The sequence below is a fragment of the Ornithinimicrobium pratense genome, assembly GCF_008843165.1.
Classification (GTDB): domain Bacteria; phylum Actinomycetota; class Actinomycetes; order Actinomycetales; family Dermatophilaceae; genus Ornithinicoccus; species Ornithinicoccus pratensis.
The window spans coordinates 3,245,607-3,266,338 of record NZ_CP044427.1; the positions used below are offsets into that span (position 1 = coordinate 3,245,607).

At 70.6% G+C, this 20,732-nt stretch carries 17 protein-coding genes; 8 read left to right on the forward strand and 9 right to left on the reverse strand.

The genetic code is table 11. The features are described from left to right. Genes FY030_RS14945 through FY030_RS14955 form a run of 3 tightly spaced genes read right to left on the reverse strand, consistent with a single transcriptional unit; the run spans nt 1 to nt 2,710 of the window. On the reverse strand, nt 1-1,947 hold the full coding sequence (locus FY030_RS14945; RefSeq protein WP_158062317.1) for a DNA/RNA non-specific endonuclease: 1,947 nt from the start codon (nt 1,945-1,947) through the stop codon (nt 1-3). Then, the gene (locus tag FY030_RS14950; RefSeq protein ID WP_158062318.1) at nt 1,947-2,261 is read right to left on the reverse strand and encodes a hypothetical protein; all 315 of its coding nucleotides are present in this window, start codon (nt 2,259-2,261) and stop codon (nt 1,947-1,949) included. Before FY030_RS14950 ends, FY030_RS14945 begins: the two co-directional genes overlap by 1 nt. A 26-nt stretch (nt 2,262-2,287) precedes the next feature. Next, complete coding sequence (locus FY030_RS14955; RefSeq protein WP_158062319.1) at nt 2,288-2,710, reverse strand: hypothetical protein; 423 nt, start codon at nt 2,708-2,710, stop codon at nt 2,288-2,290. A gap of 95 nt (nt 2,711-2,805) precedes the next feature. On the opposite strand from FY030_RS14955, the gene FY030_RS14960 reads away from it, so the two are divergent. Both FY030_RS14960 and FY030_RS14965 read left to right on the forward strand, forming a co-directional pair. After that, entirely contained in the window at nt 2,806-4,182 is a 1,377-nt protein-coding gene (locus tag FY030_RS14960; protein ID WP_158062320.1) for a NupC/NupG family nucleoside CNT transporter, read from the forward strand. A 149-nt stretch (nt 4,183-4,331) separates the two neighbouring features. Beyond that, nucleotides 4,332-5,324, forward strand: coding sequence for an NAD(P)H-quinone oxidoreductase (locus FY030_RS14965; RefSeq protein WP_158062321.1), 993 nt, complete (start codon nt 4,332-4,334; stop codon nt 5,322-5,324). Here the strand turns inward: FY030_RS14965 and FY030_RS14970 are convergent. Continuing rightward, a complete protein-coding gene (locus FY030_RS14970; protein WP_202879713.1) occupies nt 5,311-5,820 on the reverse strand; it encodes an NUDIX hydrolase in 510 nt (169 codons plus the stop codon). The genes FY030_RS14965 and FY030_RS14970 overlap by 14 nt on opposite strands. Nucleotides 5,821-6,070: 250 nt before the next feature. On the opposite strand from FY030_RS14970, the gene FY030_RS14975 reads away from it, so the two are divergent. Next, complete coding sequence (locus FY030_RS14975; RefSeq protein WP_158062322.1) at nt 6,071-7,810, forward strand: metallophosphoesterase family protein; 1,740 nt, start codon at nt 6,071-6,073, stop codon at nt 7,808-7,810. A gap of 16 nt (nt 7,811-7,826) precedes the next feature. On the opposite strand, the gene thpR is transcribed toward FY030_RS14975, so the two are convergent. Next, the gene (thpR, locus tag FY030_RS14980) at nt 7,827-8,420 is read right to left on the reverse strand and encodes an RNA 2',3'-cyclic phosphodiesterase (RefSeq protein ID WP_158062323.1); all 594 of its coding nucleotides are present in this window, start codon (nt 8,418-8,420) and stop codon (nt 7,827-7,829) included. 156 nt (nt 8,421-8,576) lie between these two features. Here thpR and FY030_RS14985 point away from each other — a divergent pair, with 156 nt between their 5' ends. From FY030_RS14985 to FY030_RS15000, 4 genes are all read left to right on the forward strand, one after another. After that, complete coding sequence (locus FY030_RS14985; protein ID WP_158062324.1) at nt 8,577-9,461, forward strand: DsbA family protein; 885 nt, start codon at nt 8,577-8,579, stop codon at nt 9,459-9,461. Between the two features lie 36 nt (nt 9,462-9,497). Further along, a complete protein-coding gene (locus FY030_RS14990; protein ID WP_158062325.1) occupies nt 9,498-9,812 on the forward strand; it encodes a YciI family protein in 315 nt (104 codons plus the stop codon). A gap of 104 nt (nt 9,813-9,916) precedes the next feature. Beyond that, a complete protein-coding gene (locus FY030_RS14995; protein ID WP_158062326.1) occupies nt 9,917-10,132 on the forward strand; it encodes a ribbon-helix-helix domain-containing protein in 216 nt (71 codons plus the stop codon). A gap of 1 nt (nt 10,133) precedes the next feature. Then, nucleotides 10,134-10,889 carry a hypothetical protein gene (locus FY030_RS15000; protein WP_158062327.1) on the forward strand — a complete coding sequence of 252 codons (756 nt, stop codon included), beginning with the start codon at nt 10,134-10,136 and terminating at the stop codon, nt 10,887-10,889. Here FY030_RS15000 and FY030_RS15005 read toward each other — a convergent pair. Further along, nucleotides 10,886-11,989, reverse strand: coding sequence for a trans-sulfuration enzyme family protein (locus FY030_RS15005; RefSeq protein ID WP_158062328.1), 1,104 nt, complete (start codon nt 11,987-11,989; stop codon nt 10,886-10,888). The genes FY030_RS15000 and FY030_RS15005 overlap by 4 nt on opposite strands. Continuing rightward, on the reverse strand, nt 11,986-12,579 hold the full coding sequence (locus FY030_RS15010) for a CGNR zinc finger domain-containing protein (protein ID WP_158062329.1): 594 nt from the start codon (nt 12,577-12,579) through the stop codon (nt 11,986-11,988). Before FY030_RS15010 ends, FY030_RS15005 begins: the two co-directional genes overlap by 4 nt. A gap of 105 nt (nt 12,580-12,684) precedes the next feature. Here FY030_RS15010 and FY030_RS15015 point away from each other — a divergent pair, with 105 nt between their 5' ends. Then, nucleotides 12,685-13,728, forward strand: a complete 1,044-nt coding sequence (locus FY030_RS15015; protein ID WP_158062330.1) for an EamA family transporter — start codon at nt 12,685-12,687, stop codon at nt 13,726-13,728. A gap of 110 nt (nt 13,729-13,838) precedes the next feature. Here FY030_RS15015 and FY030_RS15020 read toward each other — a convergent pair whose 3' ends face one another. Next, nucleotides 13,839-15,344 (reverse strand): S10 family peptidase, encoded by a 1,506-nt coding sequence (locus FY030_RS15020; protein WP_158062331.1) that lies wholly within the window; start codon nt 15,342-15,344, stop codon nt 13,839-13,841. A 77-nt stretch (nt 15,345-15,421) separates the two neighbouring features. Further along, nucleotides 15,422-20,656 carry a cell wall-binding repeat-containing protein gene (locus FY030_RS15025; RefSeq protein ID WP_192498639.1) on the reverse strand — a complete coding sequence of 1,745 codons (5,235 nt, stop codon included), beginning with the start codon at nt 20,654-20,656 and terminating at the stop codon, nt 15,422-15,424. Between the last annotated feature and the right edge of the window lie 76 nt (nt 20,657-20,732).

Consider the following 20,732-nt stretch of genomic DNA (forward strand, 5'->3'; position numbering starts at 1 on the left):
CTACTTGTTGTCGAAGACCCACTGTCTCGGGCGGCCGTCGATCCAGGCCTCGACCACGAACCTATCGGGCCGCGTCGTTAATCCCGACGGGTAAACCGTCCTGAGATGAAAACTGACCTCGCTACCGCCCTGCAGGGCACTGCGCAGCACATTCTCCATCCTGGAGTAGGCACCCTGGTTGAGGTTGGCCAGGCCGTCGTCGATGGGCCGGCCGTTGCCGGGCAGCACGTTGAGCCGGTTGGTCGGGCCGCCAAGAGAGTCGGCGATGAGGTGGAAGCCGACGTCGCTGTCCCGGGCGTCGGGTCCCCGTCCGATGTCGCCCTGGAGCCGCGCGTCCCGACCCGCCGGGCTCAGGCTCAGCTGGCCGCCGACCTCGGCGGTCCTGCCCGCTTCGTCGGTGCGCCAGAACATGTTGTTGTACTCGTAGCGGACGTTGGGGTGCGCCCGGTTCGCCGCCGCGTTGAAGTCAGCCATGCTGTCGAACCGGAAGACACCCGGGCCGATGTTGTCACCGCGGGCCAACAGCTGCACCGAGTCGTCCAGCTGGTTGAGCGGGACGTTGTCGAGGTTGCGCAGGACGGCTGCGGCCTCGTCGGCGTTGAGCACGCGACGTCCCCACTTGCCCGCGGTCGCTGCCTGACCGCCCAGCGGGACCAACGCCACCATGGACAGCGAGCCGTCGATGACGTTGCCCTCGGCGAAGTACCAGATCGCGTTGACCCCGTCGGCCAGCTCCCCGATCCCGGGCACCATCCCCAGCACGTCCAGGACGATGTGCCCTGCGCTGGACCACCAGGGAGCGTCGTCCCGTCGGGAGGCGACCTCCTCCTTGAAGGCCTCAGACGTCCAGTAGGCGTCGTCGGCCACCTGCGCGGAGTAGACCGAACCGCCCTCAAAGGGGGTGGCCGCGGCGAGGATCATCTCCCCGGCGCCCTGCCCGTCATCGACGGGCCACCGGCGCTGGGAGATCAGGTAGTCCATGAAGGCGCTGACGGAGTGGTCCTCACCCCCGACGGTCACCGTCGTCGTGCCGGACTCCTCAAAGATCCGCATCCCGGCCTCGGGGTTGCGGGCAGCGGCCTGCAGGACCAGCGCGAGCGGGTCGTAGGCCTGGGTGCCGTCGGGCAGCGTGGCGCCGAGGTAGGTGCCCATGGGGTAGGCGTCCTGCTGCCACATACCCCTCATGCCCCGGTCCCCGGTCTCCAGGTCATAGATCGCCTGCACCAGACCCACAGTGAAGTCCGTGGACCAGGTGCCGCGCGAGACGACCGCCGCGAGGTTCGACGCCTGGCCGGGGTTCTCCATGGCGGTGATGGCCTCGATCCAGCGCTGGTCCCAGCCGTGCGGAGGGGCGACGTCCCCGGTGCCGCGGGAGGCCAGCCCCAGGGTCTGGCCCAGGCCGTCGAGAAGGTCCTCGTAGTCCGTCTGCCAGCGCTCCTGCTCCGCGACCGGATCCGTGCTGTAGGCCAGGTCCGGACGCAGACCCGCGTTGCGCACGGTGCCCGCCAGCTGCTCCAGGTCGACCCTGCCGGCCAGGGCCTGGGCGAAGTACGGGTCGTTGCGCCCCTCCTGCAACAGGTCCAGGATCTCCTGGGGGATCTCTCCCCCGCCCTGGTTCACGAAGTCCGCCACCCGTTGCGCGTCCGCCTCCACCTGAGCGCGTGACTTGGTGGACAGGTCACTCTCGTCGAACTGCGCGTAGAGCTGCTGGCCCGGTGTCGAGGCCTCGATCTGCAGGGCCATCGCCAGCCGCCGGTGCAGCCCCATGATCTGCCCGTCAGCCCAGCCGAGCACGGTGTCGACCGGCGTGAGTGAGCCGGTGGGCAGCAGCACGTGCTGCAGCCGCCCGGACACCGCGGAACGGTCGCCGGCCAGGTCCTGGCGCACCTGCTCGATGCCGGCGACCAGCTCGGTGAAGCCGGGTATGTGGATGGAGCAGACGCCCATCAGCGTGGCGCCATCCGGTGCCAGTTGACCCGCCAGTCGGTGGACTCCACCAGCTCGGGCTGCTGCGCGAGAGAGTCGTCGAACTCGGCCAGCGCATCATCCCGGACGCGGGTCAGCGACCTGCGGTGCTCGGCCAGCGCGACCCCGAAGTCGTCGGCGGTGGTGCTGAGCCAGCACCCGCCCTCGAAGGCTCGGTGCGCCTTGTCGAGGGCGTCTTTCATCTCCTGGGCCGGTGGTGCCGCCGCCGTCCGAGCGCTGCTGATCGCCGACCGGTAGCTGTTCGGCACCATGGTGACCTCGTCCCCGCCCGCCATCTGCTGTCCTCCTCGTGGGTGCCCGGTCAGCGGCCCGGCACCGGGCCGTGCTCAGCCACCCACGTGTCGAGGTACTTCTCGAACCGGCCGAGGGACTCCTCGTCGGGGCGGCCCAGGGTGCGCGTGGGCGGGCCGTAGCCGAACCGCGTCCGGAACGCCCCGTCCCGGTCCACCTCGAGGTCCAGGACCGTCCAGCGCTCGCCCGCCTGCGCCATACCCTCGTTGAGCTCGGCGACAAGGTCGTAGAGCTGCTCGTCGAAACCGAACTGGCCCGCGCCCCAGCGGTCACCGAGATCGACCACTCCCAGGGTGATCCAGTTGAGGCTCACCTCGCCGTCGACCACCGTCGCCTCCCAGTTGCCCACCAGGCGGGCCCAGCCGTCCGGAGCGATCTGGACGAACCGCTCCGCGATCGCCCGGACCTGCTCCTGCTGCGCCGTCGCCTCCATCACTACCCCTCCCAGGTCGAAGAATCCTGCCCAGATCGGAGCCTAGTGGGTTTGCACGACCAGCGCGGGCCGTCGGGCTCCGTTAGCCTCACCGCATGTATGTGCTGTGGGGTCTGGGTGGCATGGTCGGCCTGCTGGGTCTGGCCTGGTTGTTGTCGGAGAACCGCAAGGCGGTCCGCTGGCGCACGGTGCTGGCGGCGTTGGCGATCCAGGCCGGCTTCGGGGTGATCGTGCTCTACTGGCCGGCTGGGCAACGCGCACTGGAGCTCGTCTCGCGCGGGGTGCAGGCGATCATCGACTCCTCCGGCGAGGGCATCGACTTCGTCTTCGGCGGGGTGCTCGGCGGGGAGGGGGTCCAGTTCACCTTCGCCTTCCAGGTGCTGCCGGTCATCATCTTCTTCGGCTCGCTGACGGCCGTGCTCTATCACCTCGGGATCCTGCAGTTTGTCGTCGAGAAGCTCGGCGGTGCCCTGGGGTGGGCCCTGGGCACCCGGCGGGCCGAGTCGGTCAACGCCGCGGCCAATGTCTTCGTCGGCCAGACCGAGGCACCCCTGGTGATTCGGCCCTACCTGAAGGGGCTGACCCGCTCGGGGCTGTTCGCCGTGATGGTCGGCGGCCTGTCCACCGTGGCCGGATCGGTCCTGGTCGGCTACTCCCTGCTGGGTGCGCCGCTGGAGTATCTGATCGCGGCCTCCTTCATGGCCGCCCCTGGGGCGCTGCTCATGGCCAAGATCGTCCTGCCGGAGCGGCTCGAGGACCGGGACTCCGACGACCCGGACTTCGCAGCGGCGAAGAAGCGCGAGGGGCGCGGTGCGCGGGCGAAGGTGGGGGCGGCCCACGCGACGGACGCGACGGACGCGGCGGGTGCGAACGGGCAGGGCGCGGGCGAGGCAGGGCATACCTCGTCCTCCGACGACGACGACCTCCTCGAGGGCGACGAGTCGAGCGAGGAGGGACACCGCAACGTCATCGACGCGGCTGCCTCAGGCGCCGCAGACGGGCTGCGGCTGGCGCTGACGATCGGGGCGATGCTGCTGGCCTTCATCTCGCTCATCGCCCTCCTCAACCTGATCCTGGGGACGGTCGGCGGTTGGTTCGGCAACCCGGACCTGACCTTTGAGCAGATCCTCGGCTACGTCTTCGCGCCGATCATGACGATGATCGGCGTGCCCTGGTCCGAGGCGACCGGCGCCGGAAGCTTCGTCGGCCAGAAGGTCGTGGTCAACGAGTTCGTCGCGTTCAGCAACTTCGCGCCGATCATCGAGGAGTTCAGCCCCCGCACCGCCGCCATCATCACCTTCGCCCTGACCGGCTTCGCCAACCTAGGCTCGCTCGGCATCCTGCTCGGCGGGTTGGGCAGCCTGGTCAAGCACCGTCGCGGTGAGATCGCCGAGCTTGGTCTGCGGGCCATTGCCGCCGCCACCCTGGCCAACCTGATGAGCGCCACCATCGCCGGCATCCTCATCAGCTGACCCACCCCACGCTTCCCCCGACAGAACACGCTGAAGTCTCGAAAGAACACCTCAAGAGACCCTCCGGCGTGTCCTGTGGGGCCATATGCCGTGTCCTGTCGCGCCATATGGCGTGTCCTGTTGGCGGCGCCGTTAGTTAGGTTGGAGGCATGCGTGCCATCACCATCCCCGAGCCCGGCGAGGCCGACGCCCTCGTCATCGCCGACGTCCCTACCCCGGAGCCCGGCCAGGGGGAGGTCCTGGTCGAGGTGGTCGCTGCCGGGGTGAACCGTGCGGACGTCATGCAGCGCAAGGGCTTCTACCCGGCGCCGCCCGGCGAGTCGGAGCTGCCGGGGCTGGAGGTCAGCGGCCGGATCACCGCGCTCGGACCGGGCACCGAGTCGTCCGGCTGGTCGGTCGGTGACGAGGTGTGTGCCCTGCTCGCCGGTGGCGGCTACGCCGAGTCGGTCACCGTCCCGGCCGGGCAGTTGCTACCGGTCCCGGCCGGGGTCGAGCTCGCCGACGCCGCAGCGCTCCCAGAGGTGGCGTGCACGGTCTGGAGCAACCTGGTCATGGAAGCCGGCCTGAAGCAGGGTGAGACCGTCCTGCTGCACGGCGGGTCGAGCGGCATCGGCACGATGGCGATCCAGGTGGCCCGGGAGCTCGGGACGAGGATCGCGGTCACGGCCGGGTCGGCGGACAAGCTGGCGGCCTGCCAGGAGCTGGGGGCGCAGATCCTGGTGAACTACCGCGAGGACGATTTCGTCGAGATCGTCAAGCAGGCCACCGACGGCCACGGTGCGGACGTGATCCTCGACGTCGTCGGCGCGAAGTACCTGCCCCGCAACGTCAAGGCCCTGGCCAAGGACGGCCGGCTGGTCGTCATCGGGCTGCTGGGTGGGCGCACAGGGGAACTCGACCTTGGCGCCCTCCTCGCCAAGCGCGGCCGGGTGATCGCCACCTCTCTGCGCAGCCGGTCGCGGGAGGACAAGGCGAGGATCGTCGCGCAGGTGCGCGAGCACGTCTGGCCGATGGTGGAGGACGGCCGGGTCCGGCCGCTCATCCAGTCGCGGCACCGGCTGGAGGATGCTGCCGAGGCGCACCGCGAGATGGAGGCTTCGGGTCACATCGGCAAGATCCTGCTGGACGTCAGCCGGAGCTGAGCAACCGACCCTCCCGCGGCTGCTCGTCGGCCGAGAGCAGCACGTCGAGGATCCCCCGCGTGTCCCGGTCCGCCTTGCCCAGCTCTTTGCGGGTGGTCCACCGCGCCTTGCGGGCCTCGGTCGACAGACTCAGGTCAGGACGGCGCTCCAGCCGCACCCGGAAGACCACGTCGATCCCCCGCTCCTGCGGGTCGAAGCGCACGGTCACCGGCTCGCCCGGTTCGATGTCGAGCCCGACCTCCTCGCGCACCTCGCGGCGGACCGCGTCCGCCGGTGACTCACCCCGGCCCAGCAACCCGCCGGGCAGGCTCCACCCGCGCCGGTGTGGCTGCCAGAGCACCAGGAACTCCTCGTCGTGGTCGATGACGCACACCGCACCGACCCGGTAGGTCGGGGCCACCGTCCGGACCGCGGCCCGCTTGAGCGGCCCCGGCGTCACCCGAAAGGCGACCAACGCCGCTGTGCCCAGCTTGCGACGCAGGGTGGACATGTTCATGGGTGCAGCCAATCACACGGGTCAGAGGCCGGGCGGCTCAGACGCCCGGCGCCGGGACAAAGCGCGTCGCCAGTCGGGACAAACCGTGTCGCCGGTCGAGACAAACCGCGTCGCCGGTCGAGACAAAGCGTGTCGCCGGTCGGGGCGGTCGGGGAGGGCGGGGCGGGGCCAGCCTGCGCGCTGAGGAGGGGGAGGCTAGCGCGAGACTCGCTGCCGGCCCGTCAGCCGCAGGGGTTAGTCTGACGTTGCGATGAGCACCCGTGAGCGCATCCCTGCCAGCGTCGTCACCGGGCTGCGACGCGGCGTCGTCGTGGCCCTCCTCACCGTGGTCGCTTTCCTGGGCGGAGTCACCGCGACGCACTTCTTCCCGGTGCACACGCAGACCGACTACTTCAGCGCCCAGATCTCCGTCCAGCCGCGCCTGGACTCCACCGTCCTGCTGCCCACCGCGCTGGGGAACATGGAGGTCACCTTCGACGGCTCGCTGCCCGCCCCCGGCCTCGTGGGGCAGGTGCAGATCCGGGAGAGCGTCACCGAGCTGCTGCGGCAGGGGCAGCTGCGCACCGCCGACCTGGAGCCCAGCCAGCAGGAGCTGCGCGCCGCGATCGACACCGCCGTGCGGGAGGTCGCCTGGAAGTTCGCGGTCGGCGCGCTGGTCACCACCGCCCTGGTGCTGTTCACCTATGCCGTCTCCCGCCCGGTCCGCCTGGCCCGGGCCCTGGTGTCCTCCGCGGTGGCGACCGCGTTGGCGCTGCTCGTGCCCGGTGCAACGGCCTACCTGACCTACCGCACCGACAACGTGCAGGAGTTCCGCACCACCAGCCTGCTCTCCCTGGTGGAGGGCAACACCGACATCCTGGCGGGGTTGGACCGCAAGGCCGACCAGGGTGCCGTGTATGTCACCAACCTGCTGGCGCTGTCCTCGGCGATGCGGCAGGAGTTCAGCCCTTCCTCCGTCAGCGAGCCTGCTGTCCGTTTCCTGCTGGTCAGCGACAAGCACGGGATGAACCACTACCCGCTGATGCGGGAGATCGTGCAGACGCAGCAGATCGACGCCGTCATCGACGCCGGTGACCTGGTCAACTTCGGCACGCCCGAGGAGGGCAACCTCACCAGGATCTACGAAGGCATCGAGAGCCTGGGCGTGCCCTACCTGTTCGTGCGGGGCAACCATGACGCGGTCTCTGCGACGGACGAGCGGCTGCTGCGACGCCTGGAGCGGGTGCCTAACGTCGTGCTGCTGGAGCCGACCGCCGGCGAGCTGCAACTGGTCACCGTGGGCGGGGTGCGGGTCAGCGGTTTCAACGACATCCGCTACTTCAACCAGCGCCACGAGGACTTCGCCACCGACCAGGCCGACCTCGCCGCCGCCTACCGGGACCGGGTGGACGGCCTGCCGCCGACAGACATCATCGTCACCCATCAGCCGTACGCCGCCAACCGGGTGCAACCCAGGGCGGTGACGATCAGCGGACACATGCACGTGGCCGGCCTGGGCGGGAGGAACATCCAGGTGGGCTCGTTCACCGGCGGCGGGCTGGTCAACCAGTTCCGGCTGCCGCCGCTGACCGAGCAGGCCCGGGAGGCGGCCGAGGAGGACCCGGACACCGCCGGCGAGCTCCAGGGCGGGCCCCAAGGCTTCGACATCCTCACCTTCGGCGAGGACTGCTCGGTCGGGACGCTGACGCGCTACAGCTACCGCAACCTGGTCTCCGGGCGGCCCCAGTTCGACGACGTCAGCATGGTCAACGGCCAGACCATCGAGGCCTCGCCTCCGCAGGCGGGTCGGGTCTGCTCGGCTGAGCTCGGGGTGACGGTGGGCCCGATCGAGGACATGGCGCTGTTCGCCGAGGACAGCAGCGGCGACGACGAGCCGGAGTCGACGACGCTCGTGGTCACGCCGCCGGATGACGCCGTGGTCACCACGCTCCCTCCGCTGCGCCTGCCGGAGATCGACGAGTCCGAGGTGACCGAAGCTCCAACCCCCTGACCGGGCGCTTGCGCGGTCAGTCCCCGACCGGCCACGTCTGCAGCACCTCATAACGAGGGGTGCCACGGGGGCCCTGACCCAGGTACGACCGGATGAGACACACCTCCTCAGCGATCCAGGGGTCGGTATGCAGCGTGTCCAGCGACTGCAGCAGGTGCCCGGCGAGGCCCGGCCGACCGGCTGCCCGGGCGACGGTCACGTGTGGGCTGAACCGCGTCCCGTCCACGCGGGCGCCGACCCTGCTGGCCAGGGCGCGCGTCGCGGACGCCCAGCTGCCGAGGCGGGGCTCCTCGACCTCTGGCTCCTCGCGCACAGCCGCCCACAGCACCCTGGCCGCGCCCGGGTCCGGGAAGGCGCCTGCCCCCGCCAGGCGCAGGGTCAGCGGGGCCACGCGAGCGGCCCACCGCATACCCTCCTCCTCCAGCTCCTCCTCTCGCCACTCGTCCAGCTCGGGCAGGAAGGCCAGGGTGAGGTGCAGGTGCTCCGGGCGCGTCCAGCGCCACCGCGGATGGGTGTCGAGGGCCGCGAGTGCGTCGCGGCGCGGCTCCAGGAAGCTGGTCAGCTGGTCGATCACCTCGGGCGGGGGCAGGAGGGCCACGAAAGCACGCATACATCTAGTGTCGCCCCGAGTCGCTGAGCCGCCCGCGGCGAGGTGCGCCGCAGGGCGGGCGGCGCCCGACCCCCACGGGCGAGCCGATAGCGGTATGCCGACCCAGGGGCGGCTCCACCGACGGGATCGCCCAGGCCGGTGTGCGACGCTGGAGTGGTGAGCACCCCGACCGCCAACCAGCCCGCCCACGACACCAAGGCCGCCTCGATCGCCTGGGCCGTGGCCGCGATCGTCGTGGCGCTGGTCGTCGCCTTCATCGCCTGGCTGGCGATGGGCGACCGGGACGGATCGGACACCGCCGGCGACGCCCCCGCGACGACGCAGGAGGCGCAGCCGCAGCAGACCCCGGGCGAGGGCCAGGATCAGGGCCAGGCGCAGGGCCAGGGGGAGGGCCAGACCGACGACCAGGCTCAGCCCCCCTCGCAGGCACCGGCCCCCGACGCGGCGGAGCAGACTCCGCCCCCGGAGATCGAGGAGTTCATGCTCGGCCTGCAGCGCCGGGACGCCGACGACCCGATGGCGGTCGGCGACGTCGACGCGCCGGTGGTGATGATCGAGTACGCCGACTACCGCTGCCCCTACTGCGCCCAGTTCGCCACCCAGACCCGCCCTGACCTGGACCCGCTGGTCGAGGACGGGACGCTACGCATCGAGTTCCGTGACCTCGTCCTCTTCGAGGAGGCCTCGCAGCTGGCGGCCGTCGCTGCCCGCGCAGCGGCCGAGCAGGACCACCTCCACGACTACCAGACGGCCCTGTTCGCGCTCTCGGCCGAGGGCCGTGCGGAGTACGACCGCGACGACATCATCGCGCTCGCCGAGGAGCTCGACATCCCCGACCTGGAGGCGTTCGAGACCGCGCTGGACGACCCGGAGATCCTGGCCGCGGTGCAGGCCGACACCGCCGAGGCGCGCGCTATCGGCGTCACCTCCACCCCGACCTTCCTCATCAACACTCAGGTCGTGCAGGGCGCCCACCCGATCCAGCACTTCGAGCAGGTGATCGCGGCCGAGGCCGAGCGGGCGGCGCTGACCACCCGGTAGGAGCGGGCGGCGCTGACCACCCAGTAAGTTGGCGCCATGAGCCTGTTCGCAGTCCACTACAGCTACTCCGACGACACCCGGGCGCGCGACGAGCACCGCCCGGCCCACCGGGAGTTCCTCGGCTCATTGGCGCAGGAGGGGGTCGTTCTCCTCTCCGGCCCCTACGCCGCGGTCGACGAGGCGCCGGACGCTGCGATGCTGATCCTGCGCGGCGACAGCGCCGCCGAGCTGGTCGAGCTGCTCCGGCAGGACCCGTTCCAGCAGCAGGGGCTTGTCGAGCAGGTGGCGATCCGCGAGTGGACGCCCGTGCTGGGCCACTGGTTCGACAAAGCCCTGGCCGAAGGGCTCTGACCGGTCGCCCACCGGGCGAAGGTCATCCACGGCGACAAGCTCCAGCCGCGTCGCCCCAACCGACCGCGTTGCCCACTGCAGTCTAGATTGCTAGCATCCTAGGCATGGTCGAGAAGGCGCAGTTCAACGTCTACCTCCCTCGCGACCTCATCACCGCGGTCAAGCACCGCGGGGTCGACGAGGGCGTGAGCCTCTCCGCCCTGGTCGAACGAGCCCTGCGGGACTACCTCTCCGGGCAGACCCGGCCCGAGGCCTCGACCTCGACCTCGACCTCGACCTCGACCTCGACCTCGACCGATCCGAGCAGCAAGGAGCAGTGACATGAGCACCCTGACCGGCCCCACGCCGCGACCCATCCGCTTTACCGCCGATCTGCCCGGCTGGCAGCGCATCCTGCAGACCCTCGGCGGCACACTGATCAGCGAGCACCCGGGCTGGCTCGTCTACCAGCTCGGCGGCGGCCGGGTCGCTCTGCATGCCGCCCATCCCGACCAACCCGCAGGGACGACGACGATCGCCATCGAGACCCCGGTCGAGCTGGAGCAGGCCGTGGCGGAGGCCGCCGCCCATGGGGTGCCGGTGACTCTCGAGGACAGCGACCACGGACCGGCCGGTCACGTCCGGGCCGCGGACGGGACCTTCCTCTGGCTCGATGCGCCCACGCCCGTCGCGGTGGAGGCGACCCGCGGCGGGGGTGAGGCGACCCGCCCAGAGCTCAGCGTGCTGCCGATCTGGTATGCCGTCGACACGGCCATGCCCCGCGCGGTCCTGGAGGGTTTGGGCGCCCGACCCCGGATCGTCGGTGACGCCGGGACCTGGGCGGATTTCACCTTCGACGGCAGAGGGCTCGCCGCGGTGCACGGCGCCGACGAGAGCGGGACCGAGCTGAGTTTCGAATGGGCGGGCGTCGTCGAGGACGCCCAGGCGTTGCTCACGGCCGCCGGCATCGACTGCCTGCTCATCGACGAGACTTACAGCCGCACGCTCCAGGTCGCCGACCCCGACGGGGGCAAGCGGATCTGGATCAACGAGCGGCAGACCGACCTCTACGGCTACACGGATCTCTCCACGGGCTAAGGCGCCGGAGCCTCAGGCGCCAAGGCCTGCTCCAGGTCGGCCCACAGGTCCTCGACGTCCTCGATGCCTACCGAGAGCCGGATGAGGTCGACCGGCACCGTGTCCACCTCCAGCGGGTGCCGGCGGCGCCGCTCAATCTGGGACTCGACCCCACCCAGCGAGGTCGAGTGCATCCACAACCGGGTCCGGGCACAGACCGTCTCTGCAGCCTCCTCGCTGCCCACCTCGATGGACAGCATCGCCCCGAACCCGGGGTAGCGCACCCGGACCACCACGGGGTGCTCGCGCAGCCGCTCCGCGATCACCCGTGCTGTGGCGGTGGCGCGCTCGAGCCGCACCGAGAGGGTGCGGATCCCGCGCAGCACCAGCCAGGCCTCCATCGGGCCGGGAATCGCGCCGTGCAGGGTCCGGTGGGTATGCAGCCGCTCGGCCAGGTCCGCCCGCTGCGGGCTGACGACGACGGCGCCCAGGAGCACGTCGGAGTGGCCGGCGAGGTACTTGGTCGCCGAGTGGATCACCGCGTCCACGCCCCAGGACAGCGGCTGCTGGACGAGCGGGGTGGCGAAGGTGTTGTCGCACACGACCACCGGGCGCTGGTCGCCATACCGGTCCGCCAGCCCGCGTAGGACGGCCGGCACGTCGGTCAGCTCCATCATCGGGTTGGTGGGGCTCTCCAGCAGCAGCAGGTCCGCCCCCGCGCAAGCGGCGACGATGCCCTCGACGTCGTCCGCCTGCACCGGCCGCACGGTCAGCGCGCCCGCCGCGGACCGCTCACCGAGGATCCCGGTGGTGCCGTTGTAGGCGTGCCGCGGAGCGACCACGACGCCGCCCACCGGGACCAGGGAGATGACCGCGGACACCGCGGCCAGCCCGGAGCCGAAGACCCGGGCCGACCCGCCCTCCAGCGAGCCCAGCACCTCCTCGAGGGCCTCCCAGGTCGGGTTGGAGGTGCGGGCATAGCTGACGTCACCGTCTGCGACGTAGGTCGAGGTGAACGACACGGGCACGTTGACAGCAGCGCCGGCGATGCGCTTCGGGCGCCCCAGCGCGACCGCCCGGGTTGCCGCCGTCAGCCCGTCATACTCCTCGGCGTTGGTCATGAGCCATCCTCCGTCTCATTGCTGGGCCGCGGGTTCTCGGTCGGCCGGGCCCCTTGTCGCTCCCGGTAGGCCGCGGCGGCCATCCGGTTGCCGCAGGTGGTGCTGCAGTAGCGCCGGGACCGGTTGCGGGACAGGTCTACGTGGACGTCCCGGCAGTCGTCAGCCTCGCAGACCCGCAGCCGCCGCAGCTCGTCGGCTCGCAGCACGTCACCGAAGGCCATGGCCGCCTCGACCGCCATCCGGGTCGCGAGCGGGGCGTCGTCGGGGGTGGCGTGCAGGTGCCAGCCGAGGTCGTCGTGGTTGACCAGCCGCGGCAGCGCCTGCGCCTCCGCGAGCAGGGTGTTGGCCAGCTGCGCCACCCCCTCCTCCCCTTCCTCCCAGAAGGCCTCGAGCCGGGGCCGCAGGTGGCGCACCTCGTCGAGCTCGGCCCGGTCCCGGGTCCGGCGACCGGTCCAGCGCCACCGGCGGACGAACGCCTCCAACTCGCTCACCGTGGCCAGCTCGTCGACGTCCCCCTCACGGCGCAGGGACGTGTTGACCAGGGCTGCGGCGGCCTGCAGCGCCAGTTGTGTGTCATGAGTGAAATGCATCTTGACTCCTGAGCCGTGGCTCACCTATCGTCATACCCGTCAACGGCTGACACCCATGATCCCACGTCGGGCCGTTGATCGTGCCCGCCCCGAGAGGAGGGCCGCATGAGCGCGACCTCGACCACACCGCCCCAGACCGGCAGCTCCGCCGCCCCCACCAACGCCCCTCCCCGCCGCAGCCCCGGACGCGTGCTCCTGGTGGGCCTGCTCATCGCCGTGGTCTCGGCCGCGACCTTCGGCAGCTCCGGCGCGGTGGCCAAGAGCCTGCTCGTCGAGGGCTGGTCACCCGGTGCGGCCGTGACCCTGCGGATCGCGGTCGGCGCCTTGCTCCTCGCGCCGTTCGCGCTGTGGGAGATGCGTGGGCGGTGGCACCTGCTGCGCAGCCGCCTGGCGTGGACGCACCTGGGACTCTTCGGGCTCGTGGCCGTCGCCGGCTGCCAGCTCTTCTACTTCCTGGCCGTGGAGCGGCTCTCGGTCGGGGTGGCGCTGATGCTTGAGTACCTTGGCCCCATCCTCGTCGTGGGCTGGCTCTGGCTGGCCCGAGGCCAACGTCCCCGGCCGCTGACGATCGGCGGCCTCGCGATCGCCGTCGTCGGGCTGCTGCTGGTCCTCGACGTCCTCGGCGACGTGCAGCTGAGCACGGCCGGGGTGCTGTGGGGCCTGGCGGCCGCGGTCGGCCTGGCCGTCTTCTTCGTCGTCGGCGCGGACGACGCCTCCGGGCTGCCGCCGATGGCGTTCGCCTGCTTCGGGATGACGCTCGGCGGCCTCGCCCTGCTGCTCGCCGGGCTCGCCGGCCTGGTGCCGATGACCTGGGACACCGCCCCGGCGGTCCTGGCTGGGGCGACGGTGCCCTGGTGGGTGCCGGTGCTCTGGCTGGGCATCGTCGCCGCCGGGCTGGCCTACGCGACCGGCATCGCCGCCGCGCGGGCGCTGGGTGCCAAGGTCAGCTCGTTCGTCGGGCTCACCGAGGTGATGTTCGCGGTGCTCTGGGCCTGGATCCTGCTCGCCGAGCTGCCCGCCCCGATCCAGCTGGCCGGTGGCCTGCTCATCCTGGCCGGGGTGGTCTGCGTCAAGCTCGACGAGCCGACCGGGGCAGTCCATGCCGAGACCGGCCCGATCGAGGTCGAGCCGATCCCCGACAAGTCCTAAGGCCAGCCGGCAGACCCTTGCGGGAGGATCCGCAGGCCGTGAGGTAGCTCGGGTGAGGTAGCTCAGTGTGAGGTAGCTCGGTGCGATGGCGACAGCGATCTACCGCAAATTCAGGACGTGCTGGCGCGACGGACGAAGTCGGTGATGCCCTCGGCCTCCTCGACCCGGGTGACCTCCCCGACGTAGGGCATGTGGCCGGTCTCGAAGTAGGCGTGCTCGATTCGGTCCAGCGCCTGCTCGGGCACCCGCAGGTGGGCGACCATGTCCTCGGCGGCGCCGTAGGGGGTGGCGAGGTCGTAGTAGCCGTACTCGATCCGCACCCGCAGGTGGGGGTTGGCGCGCAGCACCCGCTCCAGCAGGTCGGTGACGTTGATCGGCTTGGCCTCGAACTCCTTGTAGGACCAGTGCTGGATGGCGTCGGAGAAGACCGCGTAGGGCAGGTCGAGCTCGGAGCTCAGCTCCCCGCGCAGGTAGTGGTGGATGGCCGCGGCATACGGGCCCATGATCATGTCGATGGAGGGGTCGGCGTCCATCCCCTCGGCGATCCCGGAGTGCAGGACACCGGTGATCCGCCCGTCGATCCGGCCGACGGTGCGCCCCTCGACCCGCAGCAGCTCGGTGCAGAAGCGCCAGTGCTCGGGCCGCAGGTCGCTGCGGTCGAGGTAGTCCTGCGACAAGCCGGTGAGCCGGGCCAGGGTGGCCAGCACCTCGGCGCGCTCCTCCGGGGCCAGCCGGTGGCCCCGGCCCAACGCCCAGCGGTAGGTGGTGCCGGCATACTCCTCGGCCTCGGCGAGGACCTCGCGCAAGGACCGCCCGGGGTGCTTGCCGTGGTAGTGCGCGATCGCGGCGTAGGTGGGCAGGAAGGACTGGCAGGCCTCGTCGTGACGCAGGTAGCGGAAGTCCTGGGCACCGAAGTCGAGGACGCTGGAGATGAGCACCAGGCCGTTCAGCTGCATGCCGAACTTCGCGAAGAGGCGCTCGGCCACGGCGACGGCGCGGGTGGTGCCGTAGGACTCGCCGGCGAGGAACTTGGGGCTCATCCACCGGTCCTCGCGCGTGCACCACAGCCTGATCAGCTCGGTGACCTGCTCCACGTCCTTGCCGAAGCCGTGGTAGTCCTTGGCCTTGCCGCCCTCGACGACCCGGGACTGGCCGGTGGACATCGGGTCGATGAAGACGAGGTCCGTGGCGCGCAGCGGCGTGTGCGGGTTGTCCAGCAGCGCGTAGGGCGGCGGCGTGGGGGCGTCGGGCTCCCCCGCGTCGACGATGCGCGGCCCCATGACGCCCAGGTGCAGCCATACCGAGCTGGATCCCGGCCCGCCGTTGAACACGAAGGTGATCGGTCGCGACTTCCGGTCGGCCTCGTCGACGTCGAGGGTGTATGCCGTGACCGCCAGCTCGGCGCGCGGCTTCCACCCCTCGAAGACGTCGTCCTTGAACTCCTCCTCGCGCAGCACCACCCGCCCGGTCCGGGCGGTGTAGGACAGCTTGCCGTCGACGCTCTGCAGGGTATGACTCGTCTCCACCAGCAGGTCCCTGGGCTCGGGGCGGTCGGGGCCCACCGTCGGCGGGACTGCGCTGGGCGGGGTCGGGTCCGGGGTGGCACTGGCGCTCATAGCCCAGACTCTATGAGACGGCACTGCCCCGCCGACCGGAAGGTCGACGGGGCAGTGCGTGTGAAACGGGGAGGAGATCAGTCCTGACCGCGCAGGTCCTCCAACTCCTCGACCACGTCGTTCGACACCGCGTTCGTGCCACCCAGCACCACGGCCCGCTCAGGGTCGAGACGCAGGATCGCGTTCGCGATCACCGTGGGCAGCTCACCCTTACGGGTGAGCAGCAGCGGCTCGTGATCCGAGCCAGCCTTGGCGCCACCGGCCAGCGCGTCCGGCCAGTCCTGGCCCGAGGCCACGTAGACCGTCTCCGCGCTGACGACGTCAGCGAAGATCCGAGCTGAGGTGATCCACCGGTTCAGGCCACCCTGACGCTGGGTCGGAGCCCACTGACGCAGCTCACGCACCACGGACTGGTCCACAGCACCCTCGCCACCCAGCACGGTGATCTGGCTGGGCGCCAGAGCGCTCAGCGCAGCGGCCGTGGCCGACGGGATCGAGGCCTGACGGACCAGCAGCACCGGGGAGTCCAGCGCACCAGCACGAGCCGCCGCGGACAACGCGTCCGGGTAGTCCACTCCAGTAGCCACGAACACCCGATCCGCAGTACCAAACTCGGCAGCCACCGCCGCAGCAGTGCCATACCGGTTAGTACCCGACAGGCGCTCCACCGAAGCACCCGTCAAGGCAGCAGCCTGGACCAGGACAGCATCCGCCACCGCGTCCGGACCACCGAGCACCACAACCCGCTCCGGAGCAAGACGCCCCAGCTCAGCAATCGTGGAGTTCGGCAGCGCACCCTTACGGGTCAGCAGCACCGGAGCGTCCATCGATCCGGCCAGGGCCGAACCGGTCAACGCGTCGGGGTAGTCCAGGCCGGTGGCCAGGAACACCACGTCCGCGCCGGGCTCGTAGGTCCCGGACACCGCAGCGGCGGTGCCGTAACGGTTGGTCCCGGACCAGCGCTCGACCTCGATCGGCTCCACCGGGTCCACCGGTGCGTCGGCCACCTCGAGGGTGACCGGGACCCGCACCAGGGGGTTCTCCGGGTCGTTGCTGAAGACGCACAGCTGCGCCTCGTAGGTGCCGTAGTCCAGGCTCGAGGAGTCCAGGGTCACGGTCACCTCGGAGGAGCCGCCCGGAGCGGTCGTGCCGCTCATCGGGCTGGCAGACATCCAGGGGATGTCGGTGCCGATCTCGCACTCGTTGGGCTCCACGTCGGCGGCCTCGTAGGAGACCGTGTCGATGCCGATGTAGCTGGAGTTGTCACCCAGCGGGCCACCGTCCGGCACCCAGTAACGGAAGCCGATCCGTCCAGTGGTGGCAGCGTCCAGACCCTCGATGGTCACCTCGTAGTTGGTCCACTCAGCGGGGTAGCCGGTGGCCGTGAGGTTCTCGTTGACGGACAGCAGGTGGGTGGTGAAGTCACCCACACCGTTGGCCCCGGTGCCGGCGTTGGTGCTGGCGCCGTTGGTCGACAACCGCACCTCCAGCCGGTCCGCGAAGAGCGCCGGGTTCTCCGCAGTGCGGGTCCAGAACGACAGCGTGCTGTCGTTCGTCAGCTCCAGCTCAGGGGTCATCAGCCAGTTGCTGATGTGCCCCGGAGCCAGACCGGCACTGTTGAAGTTGACCCCGACGTAAGCGTCCGCTGCACCCTCGTGGGCGTCGAACACATCCGGGTTGCCCTGGAACCAGCTGGCGCCGCCCACCGGCTCGCTGTTGTTGACGATCGCCCATCCCTCACCCGGGAGGGTGTCGATGTCGTCGAAGGTCTCCATCAACGAGTCGGTGGCCAACGGGTTGAAGGTCGGCAGCACCTGTGCAGGCGCCTGCCCGTCGACCTCGACCACGCCGGAGGCGCGGTCCGAGCCCTGCGGCAGGGTGACGGGTGAGCCCGCGGCCGGCGGTGCGGCCTCAGCCTCGGCCAGATCCCACTCCAGCGCCTGGTCACCATCGTTGGCGATGGTCACCGTGTGCTCGCTCTGCGTGTCGGGCTCCTGCGAGTTCGAGAGCGACTCCGGCATCACGTTGATGGCCGGGGCCGGCTCCGGGACCTCGACGGTCATCGTGACCGGGATGGTCAACGGCGACTCGTCGGGGTCGTTGGACTCCAGGCAGAGCTGGGCGGTGTAGGTGCCCTCGTCGACCCCGGTGGAGTCGAGGCTGACCTCGACACCGGTGGTGCCACCGGGAGCGGTGGTGCCGCTCATCGGCGAGACGCTCACCCAGTCGGCACCGCAGGAGAGCGGCCCCTCCAGGCGGAAGGCCAGGGCCGAGACGGCCCAGTCGACCGGCAGCGTGGTCCAGCTGGTGAAGCCACCACCGAACAAGTTGCTGGGGTCCACCAGCTTGGCCGGCGCGCCGTTCTGCGGAGTGCCCTGGTACCAGTTCCAGCGCGAGGTGCTGGTCGGGCTGCCCGGGATCGAGGGGTAGACCGACAGCCAGTAGGTCCCGGCCTCCAGGTCGAGCGTCGAGGCGGCCGCCGACACATCCAGCGTGATGTTGTTGTCGGTGATGTCGACCTCGGCTGCGGTCGGCGCGGCGTCGTAGGCCCACACCGCGTCGTCCCCGGCCTCCGGGTGGGAGGCCGGCACGCCGCCGGCGTCGGCGTAGATCCGCCAGCTGATCTGGCTGGCCTGGGTCAACGAGCCGGTGTTCCAGAAGCCCGGGGTGTAGATCGAGGAGATCTCCGTCGCGTCCCCGACCACGAAGTCGTCGGCGGAGTAGACACCGGTCTGCGCTCCGTTGCCGTAGTCGCTGACGATGCCGCTGGTCCCGCCCTCGGCCTGCTCGAAGACGACACCGGTGCCGGCCTCGTCCACGAACTCCCAGGTGAGCGGGGCACCACCGGTGTTGCCGATGGTCAGCTCGTGGGTGGTCACCTCGTCGGGGGCCTGGGTGGAGTCGATCTGCGAGGGGTCGACGGTGATGTCCGCCACCGCTGCGGTGCCCTTGAGGGCGACCGGCAGGGAGGCGTCGGCGATGTCCGCGCCGCTGCTGTGGTTGGCGTCGGTGGAGAAGGTCACGCTGCCGAACGCCCAGGCGCCCTGGGTGTCGACGGTGGTGGCCGTGATGACGACCTCCTGCGACTCACCGGCGGCCAGGGTGAACTGGGCCGGGGTGACCTGGATCGACAGACCCTCCGCACCCGTGGTCGCGGCGGTGTACTCCGCCTCGACGTCGGCCACGTTGGTGACGGTGCGCGTCCAGCTGCACAGGCCGGCGCAGTCCTGGCGGACCATGGCCGGCAGGTTCAGCGTGGCCGGGTCGCCGCCGACTGCCGGGTTGGCGGCAATCATGTTGGGGATGCTCTCGTCCAGGACCAGACCAATGCGGCCAGCCTGGGAGAGGTTGATGCGACCCGAGCCGATGTCGAAGGGGTCGGCCGGGGTGACGCCGTTGTCCTTGACCAGGTCGGTGTCGGCCGAGGCGGCCAGCGCCGAACGGATCTCGGTCGGGGTCCAGTCCGGGTGTAACCCACGCATCAGGGCGGTCGCCCCGGCTGCGTGCGGCGAGGACATCGAGGTGCCCTGCAGGATGGCGTACGGGCTGTCGTTCCCGGCCTGCGGCTCAGCTGCGGCCAGGATGTTCACACCGGGCGCGGCGTAGGTCGGCGCCAGCATGTCGTACTGGCTCGGCCCGCGGGAGCTGAAGCCGGCGACGATGTCGATCCAGTCCTCATTGAGGAACAGCTCCACGTCGGCGTCGATCGTCGCGGTGACCGCGGCGTCAGTGCTGGCGAAGAAGTCCAGCAGCGCCTGGGACTCGGCGCCTGAGATCAGCACGGTGGGGATGGAGGTGCCCTCCAGCCCGCCCGGGGCGATCGGCGGACCGCCGAAGTTGTTGCCCATGAGCACCGCGACCGCACCGGCGGCCGCAGCGTTGTTCACCTTGTCGGGGAAGGGGCAGTCACCGCGCTCGATGAAGGCGATGGCACCGCTCATCGAGCCCGCGGGCAGCGGGGTGCAGGCGCGGAAGTTGCCCAGGTCCGCAGCGGAGCGGACCTCGGCCGTGATGTCCTCGGTCATGACCGGACCCGCACCGGGGAAGCCCGGCATATCCGTGAGCATCTCGGGGACGGGGGTCGGACCGGCGACCGACACGGACTGGGCGAAGACGCGCTGGTGCGTCGTCGCTGCCGTGGAGGCCATCCAGGGGCCGGTCTTGGCGACGGTGCTGGCGCCCGGGCCGGCGTTGCCGGCGGAGGCGACGACGTTGATACCGGCCGCCGCAGCGTCGCGGAAGGCCAGGTCTACCGGGTCGTTCCAGGGGAAGTCGCTGCCGGAGATGGAGTAGTTCAGGACGTCAACCCCGTCAGTGATGGCGTTGTTGACGGCGGCGATGCTCGCGGCGCCGGGGCAACCGGGCGAGCAGACCAGGTAGGAGACGGCGTTGGCGCGCGGGGCGACACCCTGCACCAACCGCTCGAAGGTGTCGGCACCGATCTCGAACTCGGCCTCATGCTTGTTGCCGGCGATGGTGGAGCCGACGTGGCTGCCGTGCCCATCCGTGTCAATTGCGCTCGACGACGCGGCATTCAGGTTGTAGGCACCGATGAGCTTGTCGTTGCAGATGTCTTCGTAGTTGTTCGCGGACGGGTCGGCGCACACACCGCGGTAGACGCCTTCGCCATACGGGTTGGTGTGGGTGTAGCCGTCCATGTCGGTCTCGGCGAACGAGGGGTGGAAGGGGTTCACGCCGGAGTCGATGAAGCCGATGACGACGCCCTCACCCCGGGTGCCCTCGTCGGTGCCGGTCTCGCCGTTCCAGACAGCCTCGGACAGGAGGATCTCGTGGCTGACGTCGGTGTCCATCTCCCGGATGGTGTCGGGGTAGACCTCGATGACGCCGGGCAGCTCGCGCAGCTGCTCGGCCTCGGCCTCGGTGATCTCCACCGCCATTCCGTTGAGCACGTTGCGGTAGCTGAACTCGACGTTCACCGCACGACCCAGGGTCGCGTCGATGGTGTCGACCAGCTCGGTGTGCTTGGCCTCGAGCTGGGCGTCGAAGCTGGCGACCTGGGAGTCGGAGGCGGTGCCGCGCGCCTCGAGGGTCGCGGTATAGGCGGCGACGGATGGGCCGGCGAGCCGGACGATCCACAGACCGGTGTCGCTCGCCACCCCTTCCCAGTCGCTGGAGGGTGCGGCCTCAGGGGCCGACCAGATGTCGTACTCGTCCGTGAGTGAAGCCTCACCATCGGCTGATGAGCCGGGTGAGGTGGGGAGTGCGGTTGCCGGTGTCAGACCGGCAGCCACCAGGGCCAGACCCGCGAGCGCACTCGCTGCACGGGTCGACCGGCGCCTGTTCAAGGCCATTCGTGCTTCTCCGTTCGATGGGGCCAAGGCACACCGGGCGGGCCAGGGGCGGGCCCACGGTGCACCACGTTGCGGG

Coding starts and splice junctions, on each gene's coding strand:
- FY030_RS14945 (WP_158062317.1), bottom strand. CDS start 1,947: ATGGGCGTCTGCTCCATCCACATACCCGGCTTCACCGAGCTGGTCGCC.
- FY030_RS14950 (WP_158062318.1), bottom strand. CDS start 2,261: ATGGCGGGCGGGGACGAGGTCACCATGGTGCCGAACAGCTACCGGTCG.
- FY030_RS14955 (WP_158062319.1), bottom strand. CDS start 2,710: ATGGAGGCGACGGCGCAGCAGGAGCAGGTCCGGGCGATCGCGGAGCGG.
- FY030_RS14960 (WP_158062320.1), top strand. CDS start 2,806: ATGTATGTGCTGTGGGGTCTGGGTGGCATGGTCGGCCTGCTGGGTCTG.
- FY030_RS14965 (WP_158062321.1), top strand. CDS start 4,332: ATGCGTGCCATCACCATCCCCGAGCCCGGCGAGGCCGACGCCCTCGTC.
- FY030_RS14970 (WP_202879713.1), bottom strand. CDS start 5,820: ATGAACATGTCCACCCTGCGTCGCAAGCTGGGCACAGCGGCGTTGGTC.
- FY030_RS14975 (WP_158062322.1), top strand. CDS start 6,071: ATGAGCACCCGTGAGCGCATCCCTGCCAGCGTCGTCACCGGGCTGCGA.
- thpR (WP_158062323.1), bottom strand. CDS start 8,420: ATGCGTGCTTTCGTGGCCCTCCTGCCCCCGCCCGAGGTGATCGACCAG.
- FY030_RS14990 (WP_158062325.1), top strand. CDS start 9,498: ATGAGCCTGTTCGCAGTCCACTACAGCTACTCCGACGACACCCGGGCG.
- FY030_RS14995 (WP_158062326.1), top strand. CDS start 9,917: ATGGTCGAGAAGGCGCAGTTCAACGTCTACCTCCCTCGCGACCTCATC.
- FY030_RS15000 (WP_158062327.1), top strand. CDS start 10,134: ATGAGCACCCTGACCGGCCCCACGCCGCGACCCATCCGCTTTACCGCC.
- FY030_RS15005 (WP_158062328.1), bottom strand. CDS start 11,989: ATGACCAACGCCGAGGAGTATGACGGGCTGACGGCGGCAACCCGGGCG.
- FY030_RS15010 (WP_158062329.1), bottom strand. CDS start 12,579: ATGCATTTCACTCATGACACACAACTGGCGCTGCAGGCCGCCGCAGCC.
- FY030_RS15015 (WP_158062330.1), top strand. CDS start 12,685: ATGAGCGCGACCTCGACCACACCGCCCCAGACCGGCAGCTCCGCCGCC.
- FY030_RS15020 (WP_158062331.1), bottom strand. CDS start 15,344: ATGAGCGCCAGTGCCACCCCGGACCCGACCCCGCCCAGCGCAGTCCCG.
- FY030_RS15025 (WP_192498639.1), bottom strand. CDS start 20,656: ATGGCCTTGAACAGGCGCCGGTCGACCCGTGCAGCGAGTGCGCTCGCG.